The organism is Mangrovihabitans endophyticus, assembly GCF_014646155.1.
GTDB lineage: Bacteria > Actinomycetota > Actinomycetes > Mycobacteriales > Micromonosporaceae > Actinoplanes > Actinoplanes endophyticus.
Map to the genome: position 1 here is coordinate 735,755 of NZ_BMMX01000001.1, position 17,164 is coordinate 752,918.

The 17,164-nt window shown below is 71.3% G+C and carries 15 protein-coding genes; 14 read left to right on the forward strand and 1 reads right to left on the reverse strand.

Annotated elements, in window-relative coordinates:
* Positions 1-3 precede the first annotated feature (3 nt).
* The 3 genes from IEY73_RS02870 (at position 4) to IEY73_RS02880 (ending at position 3,734) form a co-directional block, all read left to right on the forward strand.
* Positions 4-918, forward strand: a complete 915-nt coding sequence (locus tag IEY73_RS02870; RefSeq protein ID WP_229715417.1) for an ABC transporter permease — start codon at positions 4-6, stop codon at positions 916-918.
* A gap of 34 nt (positions 919-952) precedes the next feature.
* On the forward strand, positions 953-2,650 hold the full coding sequence (locus tag IEY73_RS02875) for an ABC transporter substrate-binding protein (RefSeq protein ID WP_189077417.1): 1,698 nt from the start codon (positions 953-955) through the stop codon (positions 2,648-2,650).
* Between the two features lie 133 nt (positions 2,651-2,783).
* The gene (locus IEY73_RS02880; protein ID WP_189077418.1) at positions 2,784-3,734 is read left to right on the forward strand and encodes a hypothetical protein; all 951 of its coding nucleotides are present in this window, start codon (positions 2,784-2,786) and stop codon (positions 3,732-3,734) included.
* A 34-nt stretch (positions 3,735-3,768) separates the two neighbouring features.
* On the opposite strand, the gene IEY73_RS02885 is transcribed toward IEY73_RS02880, so the two are convergent.
* Entirely contained in the window at positions 3,769-6,621 is a 2,853-nt protein-coding gene (locus IEY73_RS02885) for an AfsR/SARP family transcriptional regulator (RefSeq protein ID WP_229715418.1), read from the reverse strand.
* 226 nt (positions 6,622-6,847) lie between these two features.
* On the opposite strand from IEY73_RS02885, the gene IEY73_RS02890 reads away from it, so the two are divergent.
* Genes IEY73_RS02890 through IEY73_RS02940 form a run of 11 tightly spaced genes read left to right on the forward strand, consistent with a single transcriptional unit; the run spans position 6,848 to position 17,072 of the window.
* Positions 6,848-7,807: a 3-oxoacyl-[acyl-carrier-protein] synthase III C-terminal domain-containing protein gene (locus IEY73_RS02890; protein WP_189077419.1), complete on the forward strand. Its 960-nt coding sequence runs from the start codon at positions 6,848-6,850 to the stop codon at positions 7,805-7,807.
* Positions 7,804-8,718: a diiron oxygenase gene (locus tag IEY73_RS02895; RefSeq protein WP_189077420.1), complete on the forward strand. Its 915-nt coding sequence runs from the start codon at positions 7,804-7,806 to the stop codon at positions 8,716-8,718. The genes IEY73_RS02890 and IEY73_RS02895 overlap by 4 nt, the downstream gene beginning before the upstream one ends.
* Complete coding sequence (locus IEY73_RS02900) at positions 8,708-8,965, forward strand: hypothetical protein (protein ID WP_189077421.1); 258 nt, start codon at positions 8,708-8,710, stop codon at positions 8,963-8,965. Before IEY73_RS02895 ends, IEY73_RS02900 begins: the two co-directional genes overlap by 11 nt.
* Positions 8,962-9,834 carry an aminoacyl--tRNA ligase-related protein gene (locus IEY73_RS02905; protein WP_189077422.1) on the forward strand — a complete coding sequence of 291 codons (873 nt, stop codon included), beginning with the start codon at positions 8,962-8,964 and terminating at the stop codon, positions 9,832-9,834. The genes IEY73_RS02900 and IEY73_RS02905 overlap by 4 nt, the downstream gene beginning before the upstream one ends.
* Complete coding sequence (locus tag IEY73_RS02910) at positions 9,831-10,958, forward strand: SDR family oxidoreductase (protein WP_189077423.1); 1,128 nt, start codon at positions 9,831-9,833, stop codon at positions 10,956-10,958. The genes IEY73_RS02905 and IEY73_RS02910 overlap by 4 nt, the downstream gene beginning before the upstream one ends.
* Positions 10,942-11,529 (forward strand): ferritin-like domain-containing protein, encoded by a 588-nt coding sequence (locus IEY73_RS02915; protein WP_189077424.1) that lies wholly within the window; start codon positions 10,942-10,944, stop codon positions 11,527-11,529. Before IEY73_RS02910 ends, IEY73_RS02915 begins: the two co-directional genes overlap by 17 nt.
* Positions 11,526-12,410 carry a phosphopantetheine-binding protein gene (locus IEY73_RS02920; RefSeq protein WP_189077425.1) on the forward strand — a complete coding sequence of 295 codons (885 nt, stop codon included), beginning with the start codon at positions 11,526-11,528 and terminating at the stop codon, positions 12,408-12,410. Before IEY73_RS02915 ends, IEY73_RS02920 begins: the two co-directional genes overlap by 4 nt.
* A complete protein-coding gene (locus tag IEY73_RS02925; protein ID WP_189077426.1) occupies positions 12,403-12,990 on the forward strand; it encodes a methyltransferase family protein in 588 nt (195 codons plus the stop codon). Before IEY73_RS02920 ends, IEY73_RS02925 begins: the two co-directional genes overlap by 8 nt.
* The gene (locus tag IEY73_RS02930; protein ID WP_189077427.1) at positions 12,987-13,838 is read left to right on the forward strand and encodes an SDR family NAD(P)-dependent oxidoreductase; all 852 of its coding nucleotides are present in this window, start codon (positions 12,987-12,989) and stop codon (positions 13,836-13,838) included. The genes IEY73_RS02925 and IEY73_RS02930 overlap by 4 nt, the downstream gene beginning before the upstream one ends.
* The gene (locus IEY73_RS02935; RefSeq protein ID WP_189077428.1) at positions 13,835-15,469 is read left to right on the forward strand and encodes a fatty acyl-AMP ligase; all 1,635 of its coding nucleotides are present in this window, start codon (positions 13,835-13,837) and stop codon (positions 15,467-15,469) included. Before IEY73_RS02930 ends, IEY73_RS02935 begins: the two co-directional genes overlap by 4 nt.
* Positions 15,470-15,473: 4 nt before the next feature.
* The gene (locus tag IEY73_RS02940; protein WP_189077429.1) at positions 15,474-17,072 is read left to right on the forward strand and encodes an ArnT family glycosyltransferase; all 1,599 of its coding nucleotides are present in this window, start codon (positions 15,474-15,476) and stop codon (positions 17,070-17,072) included.
* Positions 17,073-17,164 lie beyond the last annotated feature (92 nt).

Genomic DNA, 17,164 nt, shown 5'->3' on the forward strand with positions numbered 1-17,164 from the left:
ACGGTGACCGATCGAAGCGTACCGTCCTCGGCCGCGTCCCTCGCGGCGCAGACAACCGTGCCGGGGACGGTCCGTCGGCCGGCGGGGCGCGCGCTCTGGCGGTTTGTCCGCGAGCAACCGTTCGCGGCCGCCGCGCTCGCCGTCATCGTGGTGCTGGTTCTGCTGTCCGTGCTGGCACCGTTGATCACCCCCTTCGGCCCGACCGAGCAGAACCGAAGTGCCATCCAGCAGCCTCCGGGCGGGCGGTTTCTGATGGGCACCGACGACCTCGGCCGGGACGTGTTCACCAGGGTGCTCTACGGCGCTCGTACTTCCATGCTGGTATCGGTGGTCACGGTCGTGGCCGGCGGCGCCGTCGGGGTGGCGATCGGCATCGTGTCGGGCTATTTCGGCGGGCGGTGGGCGGATTCGCTGTTCCAGCGCATCATGGACACGCTGATGGCCATTCCGGGACTGGTCCTGCTGCTGTTCATCGCCGCGCTCCTCGGGCCGAGCATCCGCAACAGCATCATCGCGCTCAGCCTTCTGGTGATTCCGGCCGTCAACCGCGTCGCGCGCGCGGAGATGCTGCGGATCCGCGAGGAACCCTATGTGGACGCCGCGCGTGCCAACGGCTGCGGGCTGCCCAGAATCCTCATCCGGCACGGACTACCGAACCTTTTCGCGCCGCTCATGGTCATCGCCAGCCTGCTGTTCGCGGGCGTGCTCATCGCCGAGTCGGCGCTGAGCTACCTCGGTGTCGGAACCCCGCCACCCACCGCCTCCTGGGGCCGGATGCTCAGCGAGGGGACCAAGTTCTTGGAGATCGCGCCGTGGATGGTCGTCTTTCCCGGCGGCGCTCTCACCCTCGCGGTGCTTGCCTTCAACCTGCTCGGTGACGGCCTGCGCGACTTCCTCGACCCCAAGCACCGCCGTTAGACGCGCTTATCGGACAAGGAAAGAAGGGATCGACATGGTCGAGCGCAGCGAGGGTGTCAGCAGAGACGGCACGCGCGCTCACCCGGCGCGCAACGGCCCGGTCGCCGCCCTCATCGCCTGCCTGCTGGTGCTTGCCGGCTGCTTCGGCGGCGCGGCCCAGGACGACGAGACCCGGCAGGGCGCGCTGCCGGGAGTGCACCCCGACGACTCGCTGCCCGCGGTGCCGGGCGGCGTCTTCCGGATCGCGGCCCGCGCCGACGCCCCGTCGCTGGATCCGCTCAAGGAATCGGCCAACTCGACTCACATCGCGGTCGGTTACGTCTACAGCAAGCTGGTCGACTACAAGGTCGGCAAGGACACGCCGTTCGGCACCCACCAGCTCGAGGGCGACCTGGCCGAGGCATGGGAGACCTCTCCGGACGGGCTGAGTTGGACCTTCCATCTCCGGCACGGCGTGCGATTCCAGAACGTCGCGCCGGTCAACGGGCGGGAGTTCACCTCGGCCGATGTGGCCTGCACGCTGGACGCCGTCCGCGAGCGCGGACAGCAGCGTGGCGACATCGGCATGATTCAGTCGTGGGACACACCGGATCCGTACACCGTCGTGTTCACGCTCGCCTCGCCGTACCCGGACCTGGCGGCCAAGTTCGCCGGGCATTTCCTGTGGATGTTGCCGTGCGAGGGCACCGAGGGACGGTTCGATCTCGCGACGCGGGCGATCGGCACCGGTCCGTTCATGCTGACCAAGTGGAACAAGGACAAGGAACGCACGTACGCGAAGAACCCGGACTACTACGTCGCCGGCAAACCGTACCTGGACGGACTGCACGTGATCGTGATTCCGGACACCGCCGCGGCGAGTGCGGCGCTGCGCACCAAGAAGGTCGACTTGGTGGCGACGGTCACGGACATGGCCTCCGTGCGGGCGCTGGTGAAGAGCGATCCGGACATCTACGTCGCCAAGGAACTGGCCTATCAGCCGACGATCGTCTATATGAACCAGGCGGTGAAACCGTTCGACGACCTGCGGGTGCGCAAGGCGGTGGCGATGTCCATCGACCGGGCCGACATGCTCACCTCGATCCGGCCGGGTGGCCTGATCTCGGGCCCGGTGACCCCTAAGGTGGCCGGCGCGCTGTCCCCGGCGGAGGTGCGCGAACTGCAACCCTATGATCCGGAGCGGGCCAGGAAGCTGCTCGCCGAGGCGGGCCTCGCCAACGGATTCACCACCAAGATGATCGTCACCAACGGCTACAGCGACACCGTCGTCCGGGAGGCGCAGTGGGTCCAGGAGGACCTCGGCAAGGTGGGTATCAAGGTCGAGATCGACATGCAGGACTACGCCACCTATTTCACCAAGAGCTGGGCGGGCAAGGACTACGCGATCGGCGCCGGGCTGCAGACCCCGTGGTTGACCGCCGACGACATGCTCATCAGCCAGTGGTATTCCCGGGGCACCCGGAACTGGTTCAACATCGACGACCCGCACCTTGATCAGATGATCCTCGCGCAGCGCGCGGTGCAGGACCCGGCGCGGCGGCTGGAGGCGCTGAAGGACATCCAGCGCTACATCATCGACAAGGTCTCCAACCCGCTGCCGCTGTACATCTACGAAAGCATCGTCCTGTACGGCGGGTACATGCACGACATCCATCCGCAGCCCGACTACGGCTCCCGCGACTACATGAACATGTGGATGGACAAGGACGCCCCCGGCCGCACCGGCGGATGACCCGCGCCGCATCCCGGCGGGACCCTCCGTCCCGTCAGGCGCGGGACGTCAAGGAAGCGTCAAGGTTGCGGCCAAGCACCCGCGGAAGGCTGGCAGCGTCGCGGGAGCGAACGCTTCCGCAGAGGGGACGACGATGAGAAAGTCGCTGACCGTCGCACTCGGCCTGCTGCTGGCCGCCGGGATGACGACGCCGGCCCGAGCCGCGACGGTGGATCCGCTGATCTCGGCGAAGGGCACCGTGGCCTTCCAAGCGGCCGACAACCGGCTCTGGGTCACCGGCATCACCGCGAACGGCAAGTCCTTGAACCTTGACATGATGCCGGGAACCAGCCCGGCGATCTCGCCCGGCACCGGCCAGACCACCGTCCTGACCGGCACCGTGGTGTTCCAGGGCAGCAACGGGGACCTCTGGGCGGCGGCTGCCGGCAGCACGGCGAGCAAGGACCACGGTGTGCCGATGGCGCCGGGAACGAACGCGTCGATCACCACCGACGGCGCCCGGGTCGCCTTCCAGCACGCCAACGGCGATCTGTGGACGACGGACGGCAGGTCGCCCGTGGACACCGGCCGCGCCATGGCGCCGGGCACCAGCCCGAGCGCCGGCACCGCGAGCCGGATGGCCTTCCAGGGCGCGGACGGATTCCTCTGGACCCTGTCGGGCGGCCGGACCAGCTACGCCATGGCGCCCGGCACGAGCCCGGCCATCTCCCAGGATGGTGTGATCGCCTTCCAAGGGGCCACCGGCACACTGTGGATCATCCGGGTGGGTGGCGCGACCACGGACACCGGCTACCGGATGGCGCCGGGCACCAGCCCCGGCATGTCCACCATGTCGAAGGACTGGGACCTGACCCGGATCGCGTTCCAGGGCGACGACGGTCAACTGCACACCACGGCGGCCAGCGTCAACCGCCTCAACAAGGACTGGGGCTTCGACATGATGGCCGGCACCAGCCCGACGGTCTCCTCCGACGGGGCCCGGATGGCCTTCCACGGGGCGAACGGGCACCTGCAGACGATGAGCGAGAACGACACCCGCCGCGACCTGGGGTACGTCCTGGCGGCCGGCACCAGCCCGGGCTGATCGGACAGGAACGGGGGTCATCAGGTCAGGGCCTTCAGATCAGGGCCTTCAGGCGTGCGCGGATCTCCTCCGCGTCGGCATGATCCAGGTCGGTGAGGATGTCCAGGGCGGTCCGCAGCGAGTCGCGGGCCGCCCCGGAATCTCCGGCTGCCTCGTGCGTGTCGGCCAGCCGGGTCATTGTGTCCGCCTCGAAGTAGCGGTCGCCCAGCGCCCGTACCAGTTCCAGGGCCCGCGCGTAGCACTCGACCGCGTCCGGATGGTTGCCGAGGTGATGATGCGCGTACCCGATGCTGTCCCAGGTCGTCGCCTCTCCCCAGACGTCCCCGGTGCGCCGGTGCAGGTCCAGCGCCCGCCGGCAGCAGCGCAGCGCCTGCGCGTAGTCGCCGAGCAGGCAATGATCCCAGCCGATCGAGTTGAGCGCGTCGGCCTGGCCCGGCAGGCTGCCGGCGGCTTCGAACAGCGCCAGCGCCTCCCGGTCGTGGCGCAACGCCTGCCGCGGGCGGCCCAGCCGCTCGCACAGCGAGGCCAGGGCTCGGTGGGTGTGCGCCTGCCCCGCGCGATCGCCGGCCCGGCCGAACAGGTCGAGCGCGCGGTGCAGATGCTCGTCGCTGTGCGTGTAGTGTCCCCTGCGGTTGTCGGCCCGGCCCAGGTCGCGGTACGCGTGAGCGGCGGCGACCGGATCACCGAGCCGGCCCGCGGCGTCCACGGCCACCTGCCACATGCGTGAGCGATCGGGCCAGAATCCCCGTCGGTGCAGGAACGTGTCCAGCGCCCAGACGAGTTGCCAGGCCCGCCGGTCGTGGCCGGTGTCCACGGCGAGCTGCACCACCCCGAGCAGCACCTGATGTTCGGCGGTCAGCCAGGCGCGCGCCTGGGCGTCGTCGCCGTGCCGGTGCACCGTCGTGCCCGGCGACGGCTCGCCGGGCGGCAGCGGAATCGCATCGCGGGCCGGGTCCAACAGCCGGTCTGCCGCGAGGCAGGTGTGCAGGTAGTGGTCGAGCAGCCGCCGGGTCGCCGCGTCGCGTTCGGCCGCCGGGTCGGTCTCCCGGCACAGATCCGTCGCGTACGCCCGGAGCAGGTCGTGGCTCGCGAAGCGTCCCGGCGAACGTTCGGTGAGCAGGTTCGCCGCGGTCAGCTCGGACAGCAGGATGGTCGCCCGCGACGCTGCGGTCCCCGCGAGGCAGGCCGCGGCGTCCGCGTCGATGTCCGGGCCGGGGTGCAGACCGAGCAGACGGAACAGGCGCGCGGCCGGGTCGCTGAGCGCGCGACAGGACCAGGAGAACACCGCCGCCACGTCCGAGCTCGGATCGCCCGCGTCCAGCGCGCTCAGCCGACGGCGCTCGTCGGCCAGGTCCCGGGCCAGCACGTCGAGCGGGAATCCCGACTGGCTCGCGCGGGCCGCGGTGATGCCCAGCGCCAGCGGCAGCCGGGCACAGTGCACGATGACCCGGTCGGTCGCCTCGGGCTCGGCCGCCACCCGGTCCGCGCCCAGCCGCGACTCCAGCAACGTGTGCGCCTCGGCCGTGGACAGCAGGTCGAGGGCGATGGCGTGCGCCCCCTCCACCGCGACCAGCGGGGTCAGCCGGTTGCGGCTGGTGATCAGGCAGAACGCCGCCGGGCCGCCGGGCAGCAGCGGCCGCACCTGGGCGGCGTCGCGGGCGTTGTCGAGCAGGATCAGCACCCGGCGGCCGGACAGCAGGCTCCGGTAGAGGTCCGCAGCAGCCTCCGGGTCGTCCGGTACGCGTTCCCCGGTCACGCCCAGGGCGAGCAGGAATCGGCGCACCACGGCGGACGGCGGCACGATCAGGCCGGAGCCGTCGAAGCCGCGCAGGTCGGCGTAGAGCTGCCCGTCGGGGAAGCGTTCGCGGACCCGCCGTGCCCAGTGCACGGCGAGCGTGGTCTTGCCGACGCCGGCCGTGCCCGAGACCGCCGAGACGATCGCCGTGGACGGGTGTCCCGGCGTGTCGAGCAGCGCGTCCAGGTCGCGCAGCGCCTCCCGGCGTCCGACGAAGCCGGCGGCGGCGGCGGGTAGCTGGGCCGGCCGCGGGAAGGGCGTCCGGGCGGCCCCGCGCGGCGGTGCGATGGCCGGTGCGGCGGTGGGTGGGGAAGCCGGCCGGGGCAGTTGGTCGCGCAGCACGGCTTGGTGCAGGGCCTGCAGCTCGGGTGCCGGCTCGGCACCGAGTTCCTCGGCCAGCCGGGCCCGCAGCGCGGCGTAGTGTTCCAGCGCCTCGGCGACCCGTCCGGCCTGGGCGAGTGCCCGCATGAGCGCACCCGCCAGGGGTTCGGCCATCGGGTATTCGCCCACCAGGTTCCGGAGCACGACGGTGACCCGGTCGCCGTGGCCCAGCCGCAACTCGGCGTCGGCCCACGCCACCACCGCGTCCAGGCGGTGCTGATACCAGGCGGTGCGGCTGCGGTCCGCCCAGCCGCCGCGCACGTCGGCGAGGGGAACCCCCTGCCACAGATCGAGCGCCGGGCGCAGCAGCGCCACGCGCGCCGGATCGGAGTGTTCGGCGATGCCGGCGGCGGTGAGCCGCCGGAACCGATGCAGGTCGATCAGCTCGGTGTGGATGTCGAGCAGGTAGCCGGCGGGCTGCCGGACCAGTCGGACCGGCCCGCCGCCGGTGGCCGCCGCGAGGACCCGGCGGATCCGGGCCACGTGCGAGTAGAGCACCTCGCGCCAGGCCCGGGGCGGGTCCTCGTCCCAGACCCGGGCGGCCAGCGCCTCCGTCGGCACCGGCCGTCCGGCTTCGACCGCGAGGATGGCCAGCACGGCGCGCATCTGCGCGCGCCCCAACGGAAGCGGTCGGCCATCGGCGCTGACCTGCACCGGGCCGAGCAGACGTACCTCCACATTCGCCACTGCCGGGGACAAAGAGGCCACCACGGCATTGACGGTACACAATGTCTCGCCCGCGAGATGCCTGAAGCTAGACGCCGCCTGTTGGCCGATATCTAGCGATCGCCCTACATGGCGCGACATTAGGTTGTTAGCGCATTAAGAGGTTAATAACGGGCATTCGGCGGCGCGAGGACGGTGGTCCGGGCCGGAGAGGACTGGGGTGGTTCGCAACGGCGCGCACGCGCGCGCCGCACCGTGAGGGGTGCTGCGGGTGAAGTCGACCTATCTGCAAGACCTGGCCTTTTCGCTGGGTGCCATCGGCGGCTCGGTCAAGGACGCGGAACGCGAGGGCCTGCTGCGTTCCAGCGCCGACGACCTGGCGGCGGCCGGTTTCGACAGGCATCATCGTTGCCCGCCGGACGAGACCGCGTACGACCTGGCCCGCGCCGCCGTGACCGGCCTCGACGTGGCCGACGGGGTCGACGCCATCATCTACAGCACGTGCCTGCCGGGCAACGGCTCGGTGGGCGATCCCGCCGCGTTCGCCGCCGACCGGGACGTGAAGCATCTGATGGAGTTCCCGGCCAGCCGCCTGCAGGCCGACTTCGGGCTCGGCTCCGCGGTGGTCTTCGGGCTCAGCCAGCAGGGCTGCACCGGGATGCTCGGCGCGCTGCGCCTGGCGGATGCGTTGCTGGCCCGCGAGTCCGGGTGGTCGCGGGTGTTGTGCGTGGCCGCCGACCGGTTTCCGGCCGACGCCGTGTACGAGCAGTCCTACAACCTGATCTCGGACGGGGCAGCCGCGTGTGTCGTCTCCGCCGCGCCCCCGGGTCTCCGGCTGGTCGCGGCGCATCAGATCACCAACGGTGGCCTGCACGCGGCGACCGACGACGAATCGGTCGGCACCTTCTTCTCGTACGTCCCCCGGCTGGTGCGTGACTGCCTGTCCCGCGCCGGCCTGACGATCGGCGACATCGACTGGGTGGTGCCGCAGAACACCAATCACAACGCCTGGCAGATCCTCGCCCGGCTGCTCGGGGTCGATCCGTCGAAGGTCTGGCAGAAGTCCCTGCCGGAAACCGCGCACGCCATCTCGGCCGACAACATCATCAACCTCAAGTCGCTGCGGAACGCCGGGCGGATCCGGCCCGGCGAGCGAATCCTGCTGGTGATGGCCGGGCACGGCCTGAACTGGCAGGCGGTCGTCCTGGAAGCGACGGAAGGACTGGCATGACATCCCCGCATCTCGCCGCTCGCGGCGTCCGGCTCCGCTCCGCGATCGAAGCCATGTCCGGCACGGTGGATCGGCTCACCGAGCAGTCCCGCGTCAAGTACAGCAACCCCTACGCGGCGCTGAGCTGGCCGGACGCCGTGGACCCGGAGGCCGACTGGTTCTTCACCCCGGAACTGCTGTCGCCGGCCGGGACGGCCGTCATGGAGCGGCTCAGTGACCGGCAGTCGCGGGTGCTGGCGTTCCACGAGTCGGCCAACTTCTTCAGCCTCAACATCCACGGCGAGAAGTCGCTGATGGAGGGTCTGGCGAAGCGCCTCTACCGCAGCGACCTGGTGGACATCTCGGACTACCTGCATCACTTCCTCGATGAGGAGAACAAACACAGCGTCTACTTCGGCGGCTTCTGCCGGCGCTATGCCACCCTCTACCGCAGCCGGCACGTCCCGTTCCAGGAGGGCCCGGACCGGGCCGTCGCCGACTTCCTGTTCTTCGCCAAGGCGCTCATCTTCGAGGAGCACGCCGACCGCTACAACGTCATCCAGGGCCGCGACGACCGGCTGCACCCGCTGGCCCGGTTCATCAATCAGGCCCACCACGCCGACGAGACCCGGCACCTGGTCTTCAACCGGGCCATCGTCGACGCGCTGTGGCAGACCGACGCGCCCGACTGGGACGACCGGCAGCGCGCCGAGATCCGCGCCCGCCTCGGCCAGTTCTTCGTGGCCACGTGGCGGGAGTACTACAACCCCGACGTGTACGCCGCATCCGGCCTCGACGACCCCTGGCAGGTCGCCGAGGACGCGTGGGCCCATCCGCGACAGCGGCGGCAGCGCCGCGAGATGTCGGACAAGTGCCTGCGCTTCTTCCTGTCCCACGGCATTCTCACCGAGGAGCCCGCCGATGCCTTCTGATCCGGACGAGCTGCACTCCTGGGTGCTGCGCAAGGCGCGGGACCTGCCGCCGGAAGGACTCACCGACGACCTTCCGCTGCTTGCCGGGCGGCACTTGACCTCGCTGCACATCCCCGAGCTGATCCTGCTGCTGGAACGGCTGCGCCGGCGACCGATCGACGTCGAGCAACTGTGCGCCGGAGACTTCCGCGACCTCGCCACCATCCGGGCGCGGTTCCTGCACGCCGAGCCGGGCGAGCTCGCATGACCGGCCACCGTCCGCCCGGACTGCGGTGGAGCGACCTCGGCCATGCGGCGTTCAGCGGACCGCTGCGGGAGCTGGCACACGCCTGCGACGAGGCGTTCCGAGGGATGGCCGCGCGCTGGTCGGCCGACGCCGAGGACCACGCCGCGGTGGTCGCGGCGGCCGACCTGGCGCCGATCGGATATCTGCGGTCGTTCCCGCACCTGGCCACCTTCGCGACCGCGCTGGACCCGGAGGGGGACAATCTGAGCGCCTTCGCCGCGGACCCGTCCGACGCCCGCACCGGCGCGGTACGGCTGACCGGCCTGGCCGCCACGACCGGCGTGCTGACCCCGGCGGCCTGCTATCACGTCTACATCCAGCACCGCGGCGAGGAGTTCACCGGCCCCCGCTACATCACGACGCAGAACACCTGTTTCCGCCGCGAGTCCCACTACCAGCCGCTGCGCCGCCAGCACAGCTTCCGGATGCGGGAGATCGTCTGTCTGGGCACCCGCGAGGAGGTGACGGCGTTCCTGGACGAGAACCGGCGGCTCACTACACGTCTGCTCACGGCGCTCGGCCTGCCGGACGACTGGGTCGCCGCGACCGATCCGTTCTTCGATCCCGCACATCACCCCGGCTACCTCGCGCAGAAGCTCCAGCCGACGAAGCACGAGGCCCGGTACGGCGATCTCGCGGTCGCCTCGGTCAACCTGCACGAGGACCACTTCGGATCGGCTTACCACATGCGCCGCGACGGCCGGGCGGTCAGCAGCGGCTGCATCGCCTTCGGCATCGAACGCTGGCTGTTCGCGCTCGTCGACCGTTGGGGGACCGAGCACACCGGCTGGCCGGACCCGCGAGACGCGCTCGCGGAGGTCCTCGCGTGACCCGCCGCGTGCTCGTCACCGGCGCGGACGGCTATCTCGGCCTGCGTACGGTGCAGCGCCTGCTGGCCGAGACCGACGACCGGCTGGTGCTCAGCGTGCGGGCGGCGGACCGCACCGAACTGGCGGACAAGAAGTCCCGCCTGGAGCGGGAAACCGGGACCACGGCACACCGCCGGGTGGAGGTGGTGCCCGCGGACCTCACCGAGGACGCGCCGCTGGCCGGGGTCGCCACCGACCTGGCATGCATCGTGCATGCGGCCGCCCGGACGAACTTCGACATCGGCCGGGACACCGCGCGCCGGGTCAACGCCGACGCGACCGCCCGGGTTGCCGAGTTCGCCGCCGCCTGCCCCCGGCTGGACCGGTTTCTGTTCCTGTCGACCCTGGTCAGCGTGGGCTGCCGGACGGGCGACATCGCCGAGACGGTCACCGAGGGCGACGTCGAGCACGCCAACCACTACGAATGGTCCAAGGAACAGGCCGAACGCCGCCTCGCGGAGCGCTTCGCGCACCTGCCGTGGTCCATCGCCCGCCTGTCCACGATCGTGGCCGACGACGACACCGGCCGGGTCACGCAGTACAACGCCTTTCACAACACGCTGAAGATGTTGTTCTACGGCCTGCTCAGCCTGATGCCGGGGCTGCCGGACACCCCGCTGTACCTGGCGACCGCCGAGTTCACCGCTCGCGGCATCGTGCGGCTGACCCGGCCGGAGACGGTCGGCGGCGTCTACCACCTCGCGCCGTCGCCGGACGAGGCGGTCCCGCTCGGCGACGTGATGAACACCGTCTTCGACATCTTCGAACGGGACCCGGCCTTCGTACGCCGGCGGTTGCTGCGCCCGGAGTTCTGCGACCTCGGCACCTTCGCGTTCATGGTCGACGCCACCCGCGGTCTCGGCGCCAGCCCGGCGGCCGGCGCGCTGCGCTCGGTGGCCCCGTTCTCCGAGCAGATGTTCCGCCCCAAGCGTTTCGACAACTCCCGGCTGCGCGCGTCCTGGCCGGACGCCCCGGCCGCATCCGGTCTCCCGCTGGTCGCGGCGACGTGCGCCACGCTCGTCGGCACGCGCTGGGGGAGAAACCCTGCCCCGAACGGAGTGACACCCGATGCCGTCCCTCAGTGACAACGACCGCTGGCTGCTGAGCTACTACCGCAGCTCCGAGATCAACGCGGCGCTGTTCTTCGGCCGCGTCTCCCGCATGGTCAAGCCGGGCGAACTGCAAGCCGAGGTGACGCACCACTTCGCCGACGAGGCCAACCATGCGAAGTACTGGAATCAATGCATCAACGACCTGGACGCGTATCCGATCAAGATGCGTGAGTCCTATCAGGACCAATATCTCGACGCGGTGGGCATGCCGAGCAACCTGATGGAGGTCATGGCCATCACCCAGGTGCTGGAGAAGCGGGTGATCGGACAGTACCGTCGGCAGCTACGCGTGCCCGGCCTGCACCCGCGCGTGAAGCAGACCCTCGACCAGATCATGCTCGACGAGCGCTGGCACATCCAGTATGTGCGCGACGCCCTGGAAGACATGAAGGACCGCTACGGCGCCGATCACATCGAGGCGACACTGGACAAGTTCACCCGAGCCGACCAGGAGGTCTACGCCAAGACCCTGGCGGAGTACGGGGAACGCGTCGACTTCCTCGGCGTCCGCCCGGAATTCCTCGGCGGCCCGGACGACCTGTGACGCGAGTGCCCGGCGTCCGGTTCTTCCTCGGGCGTGAACCCTTGCCGGTCGCCGAACTGACCGGCGGCGAGGCCGCGCAGTACGCCGCGCTGCCGCCACACGGGCCGCGCCGGCGCGCCTGGCTCACCGGTCGGCACGCGCTGCGCCGGGCGCTGGTCTGGACCGGCCGCCCGGCCGACACGTCGCGGGTGACCTTCCCGCACGACGCGGTGTCGCTGTCCTACTCCGGCGCGATCGCGGTGGTCGCCGCCACCGACGGCGCCGTCGCCGGGATCGGGGTGGACGTGGAAACCGGTCCGCCACCGGACATCGAGACGGCTCGGGTCTTTCTGCGCGACGGCGAGTTGCGGATGCTGCGGCGGCTGCCGCCGCCGCGACAGCCGGGCGCGTTGCTGCGGTGGTGGACGGTGAAGGAGGCGCTGTTCAAGGCGGATCCGGACAACCACCTCGGCGGCCTGCGGCGCTATGTCCTCGGCACCCCGCCGGGCGGCGGTGGCGTCGCCCGCCGCGCGGCCGGCCGGTGCGGTGCCGGCCTCTCGTACCGAAGTTTCGCGCTGCGCCGGGGCTACCTGAGCGTGGCCCTGGCTCTCGACCCCACAAGGAGCGTTCCCCCGATGGCAAACCGCGACTTCTCCGAACTGGCGGCGAAGCTGGCCCCGCTGATCTCCCGGCCGGCCGCCACCATCAGCCCGGACCTGACGATGAACGACCTGGCGCTGGACAGCATGACCGCCGTCGAGATGGTCGTCGACCTGCAGGAGGACTACGACATCCTGCTGTCCCGTGCGGACCTGGAATCCTGCGCCACCCTCGGCGACCTGGCCGAGCTGATCTGGTCGCGCCTGCCGGGCGCCGCCGGGAACGAGCCGGTCCGTGGCTGACCCGGTGCTGCTGCTTCTGCTGCTCGACTTCGGCCTCATCGCGGCGCTGCCGCGGATCTTCTTCCGCCGTGACGGCAGCTTCAACGCGCGATGGTGGTCCACGGCGCTGCCGGTCGGCGCGACACCCGTCGTGCTGGTCCTCGGCCGCGCGCTGCCCCTCGACCCGATCGTGCCGGCCGGCTGGCTGGCGATGACCGGGCTGGTGGCGGTCGCCGCCGCGGCGCTGTCCATCGGATTGATCGCGTTGACCCTCGGCACGCACCGCATCCCCATCGCGCTGTGGCACCAGAACGACGACGCCCCACGGCATCTCGTCACGTGGGGGGCGTACCGGCTGATCCGGCATCCCTTCTACGCGGCCTTCCTGCTCGCGTTCGCGGCAGCGTTCCTGGCCTTCCCGCACTGGCTCACCGCCGCCGCGCTGGTCTACATGACCGTCATGCTCAACGCCGTCGCCGCCCGCGAGGAACGGCGGCTGAGCGACTCGGAGTTCGGCGCGGAATACCGCGAGTACGTCGAGCGCTCCGGCCGGTTTCTGCCCCGGCTCACACCCGCCGGGCAGCCGGAGGTGACCTCGTGACGGCGCGGCCCGCGATTCTCATCACCGGGTGCTCGACGGGTGTCGGCAATGCCGTCGCGTGGCGGTTCCTGCGCGCCGGATTCCCGGTCTACGCCACCGCCCGCGACGTCGCCGCGCTGCGCGACCTGGCCGCCGCGGGCGCCGTGACGCTGACCCTGGACGTGGCCGACGAGGCGGACCGGGTTGCCGCGGTCAAACGCGTGGAGGCCGACCACGGGGCGGTCGGCATCCTGGTCAACAACGCCGCGTACGGCATCCAGGGCGCCATCGAGGTGGCACCGCTGGACCGGGTGCGGCAGATGTTCGAGACCAACGTCTTCGGGCAGGCCCGGCTCAGCCAGCTCGTACTGCCGGCCATGCGTGAGCGCGGCGCCGGCCGCATTGTCAACCTGTCCGCCATGGGCGGCAAGTTCTCGCTGCCCGGCGCCGGGTACCTGCACGCCTCCAAGTACGCCGTGGAGGCCGTCTCCGACGCGCTGCGCCGCGAGGTGCGCGGCTTCGGCATCACGGTGGTCGTCGTCGAGCCGGGACCGATCCACACGGCGTTCCCGGGCAAGATCAACGCGACCCTGCCCCCGCCGGCCGGCGGTGTGTACGACGACTTCCACCGCTCGGTCGAGCAGCGTGTCGCGAAGGCGTACGCGGACAAGGCGGTGAGTTTCGCCCAGAGCGCCGACCAGGTGGCCCGGGTCGTCGAGCGCGCCGCGCTCACCCGGCGGCCCCGTGCCCGCTACGCCTCCGGCGTGATGGCCCGCGGCCTGATGCTTGTCGCCCGGCTGTGCCCGGACGCCGTCGTCGACCTGATCATGCGTACCCAGTTCCCCGGTCCCCAGGCGGTGTCGTCGTGAGTGAATTCCTCGACCGTGTGATCGTGACGGCCGCGCGCACCGAACGCGGCCTGGTCACCGGTGAACCCGGCGCGCCGCACCGGCAGACCTGGGCCGCGCTGCACCGCCGGGCGCGGGAGATGGCCGCGGCCCTGATCGCCGACGGGGTGCGCCCCGGTGACGCGGTCGCCGTCCTGGCCGCGGAGCCGGTCCTCATCGCGCCCGTGGTGCAGGCGGCCTGGCTGGCCGGTGCCAGCGTCACCATGCTGCACCAGCCGACCGCGCGCACCGACCTGCAGGACTGGGGCGATCACACGCTGCGCGTGCTGCGGCTGATCGGCGCCCGCACCGTGCTGCTGGGGGAGTCGTTCGGGATCGTCGCGCCGATGCTCGCCGAGCGGACCATCGCGCACCGCCTGATCTCGGAGCTGACCGGCGCTCCGGCGGCCACCCTCCCGGCGCCGGTCGGCGAGGACGACGTCGCCCTGCTCCAGCTCACCAGTGGCTCGACGGACGACCCGAAGGCCGTGCGGATCACACATCGCAACCTGCTGGCGAACCTCACCAGCATCGCCGGCCACGGCCGGCTCGACCCGGACGACGAGGTCATCGTCTCCTGGCTGCCGCTCTTCCACGACATGGGCATGGTCACGTTCCTGGCCCTGCCGATGCTGCTGGGCATCGAGACGGTTCAGGTCACCCCGGTGGACTTCGTCAACAACCCGCTGCTGTGGATCGACCTGCTGAGCCGCTACCGCGCCACGATCACCGGAGCGCCCAATTTCGCGTACGCGGTGACGGGCCGCGCCATGCGGCGGCTGACCGGCGGCGAGGGCTACGACCTGTCCCGGCTGCGCGCCGCGCTCAACGGCGCGGAGCCCATCGACGAGGACGTGGCGCGCCGCTTCATCGCCGCCGCTGCGCCGTTCGGCCTGCGCCCGGAGAGCCTCGTCTGTTCCTACGGCATGGCCGAATGCACCGTCGCCATCACCGCCCGCCCCCTCGGCGGCGGGCTGAGCGTCGACGTGGTGCAGGCCGGCCCGATGGAGACCGGCGACCGGGCCGAACCGGCGAACGGGACGGTGGCCGCGCGGCCCCTGGTGAAGCTGGGCCCGCCGCTGTCGGGCATCGAGGTGAAGGCGGTCGGGGTGGACGGCGCCCCGCTCGGCGACCGGGCGATCGGGCGGCTGTGGATCCGCGGCGACTCGGTCACCCCCGGATATCTCACCGCGCAGGGTCCGGTGGGGGCGCAGGACGCGGACGGCTGGCTGGACACCGGCGACCTCGGCTATCTGGTCGACGGCGAGGTGGTGATCTGCGGGCGCGCCAAGGACGTGATCATTCTCGGTGGCCGCAACCTCTACCCGACCGACATCGAACGCGTCGTCACCTCGGTGCCGGGCGTGCGCAGCGGCAACGCGGTCGCCGTCCGGATCGACGCGGGCACCGGACGGGAGAGCTTCGCCGTCGTCGCCGAATCCAAACTCGACGACGACGCGGACATCCAGCGCCTGATCCAGGACATCACCAGCCGGGTGGTGAACGTCGTCGGAGCCCGCCCAAGCAGGATCGCCATCGTGCCGCCCGGATCCCTGCCGAAGACCCCGTCGGGCAAACTCAGGCGATCCTCGGCTGCGCTTCTGCTCGGATAGCGGCGTGAAAGCCTTATCCGCGCCGCGCGAGGCCACCGCGCCGCCGGTCGGGACCGCGCCGCCCGTCGGGACCGCGCCGCCCGTCGGGACCGCGCCGCCCGTCGGGACCGCGGCGGCCCGGCCCGCGTACCGCCCGCTCGTTCTCGTCGCGGGCGCCGTCGCGGTGCTGCTCGCCGCGACCAGTTCCCGGGTGGGCGCGTTCGGCGACGAGTTGTACTTCGTGGCCGCCGGCCGCCATCCGGACTGGGGTTACGTGGACCAGCCACCGCTGGTGCCGCTGCTGGCCCGCCTGTTGTGGGACGTGTCCGGCGGCTCGCTCGTCGTGTTGCGCCTGCCCGCCACGCTGCTCACCGCGCTCGCCGTAGTGGCCGCCGGGCTGATCGCGTACGAGATGGGCGGCAGCCGACGTGCGCAGGTGCTCACCGCCGCGGTCGCCGGGGTGTCCTCGGGCCTGCTGGCCACCGGGCATGTGCTGGCCACGTCCACCGTCGATCCGGTGCTGTGGATCCTGGTGACCTGGCTGCTGGTGCGCTGGCTGCGGCTGCGCGACGACCGCCTGCTGCTGGCCGCGGGCCTGCTCACCGCGCTGGCCGTGCAGGTGAAGTTCCTCATCGGAGGGTTCTGGCTGGTGCTGATCGTGGCCGTGCTCGTGGCCGGGCCGCGCGAGATGCTGCGCCGGCCGCTGCTCCTTCTCGGCGGGGTGGTCACGGTGGTGTCGCTGGCCCCCGGGCTGGTGTGGCAGGCCCGGCATGGGTGGCCGCAACTGGAGATGGCCTCGGTGATCGCCGCCGAGCAGCAGCAGACCGCCGGGGGACGGGCCGCGTTCCTGCCGTTGACGGTCGTGATGGCCGGGATCGCGGCAGGCGCCGTGCTGGCCGGGCTCGGGCTGTGGCGGCTGCTGCGCGGCCCGTACCACTTCCTGGGCCTGACCGTGGTCGGCGTGCTCGCGCTCTTCCTGATCGGCGGTGGGCGGCAGACGTACGCGAGCGGGCTGTTGCCGGTGTGCTGGGCGGCGGGCGCGGTCCGGCTCGATGCGTACCCGGCCCGGCTCGACGGCCGCCCCGCGTCGCGGGCGTGGCGGTGGCTCACGCATCCGCTGAGCCTCGCGCTGACGCTGGTGGTCACCGTGCTGGCCGCGCTTCCGGTACGGCCGGTGGCGCAGCAGGTCCAGGTGGACTATGTGGCGCGCGGCAGCACCGGGTGGCCCCGGCTGGCGGACACGGTGGCGAGGGCGTACGCGGACCTGCCGGCCGGGCAACGGTCCCGGGTGAGCCTGGTGGCGGACACGTTCTGGCAGGCTTCCGCGCTTGAGGTGTACGGACCGGCCCGCGGCCTGCCGCGTCCGTACAGCCCGAACCGCGGCTACGGGTATTTCGGCGAACCGCCGGAACGGGCCCGCAACACGCTCTACGTCGGGGTGGATCCCGGTGCGCTGCGGAGCGCGTTCACGGACGTACGACAGGTCGCGAAAATGTCCAATCCGGACGGTTTTGTGGAGCAGAATGGCGTTGTCCCGGTTTGGTGGTGCACCGGCCGGACGGTCTCCTGGGCGCGTCTCTGGCCGGGTCTTCGGCACGCCGACACTGCGCCGTTGACCTGGTAAGACATAAATTCGAATGGATCTATAGGGAATTCCTGGAAAGGCCGGTGTCAGCCTGATCGTCGCTTGATCCGTGGCGACGGCGGGAGATCTTC

Excerpts from the sequence above, each read along its gene's own strand:
- IEY73_RS02905 (WP_189077422.1), top strand. The coding sequence starts at position 8,962 with ATGACCGGCCACCGTCCGCCCGGACTGCGGTGGAGCGACCTCGGCCAT.
- IEY73_RS02880 (WP_189077418.1), top strand. The coding sequence starts at position 2,784 with ATGAGAAAGTCGCTGACCGTCGCACTCGGCCTGCTGCTGGCCGCCGGG.
- IEY73_RS02895 (WP_189077420.1), top strand. The coding sequence starts at position 7,804 with ATGACATCCCCGCATCTCGCCGCTCGCGGCGTCCGGCTCCGCTCCGCG.
- IEY73_RS02915 (WP_189077424.1), top strand. The coding sequence starts at position 10,942 with ATGCCGTCCCTCAGTGACAACGACCGCTGGCTGCTGAGCTACTACCGC.
- IEY73_RS02875 (WP_189077417.1), top strand. The coding sequence starts at position 953 with ATGGTCGAGCGCAGCGAGGGTGTCAGCAGAGACGGCACGCGCGCTCAC.
- IEY73_RS02900 (WP_189077421.1), top strand. The coding sequence starts at position 8,708 with ATGCCTTCTGATCCGGACGAGCTGCACTCCTGGGTGCTGCGCAAGGCG.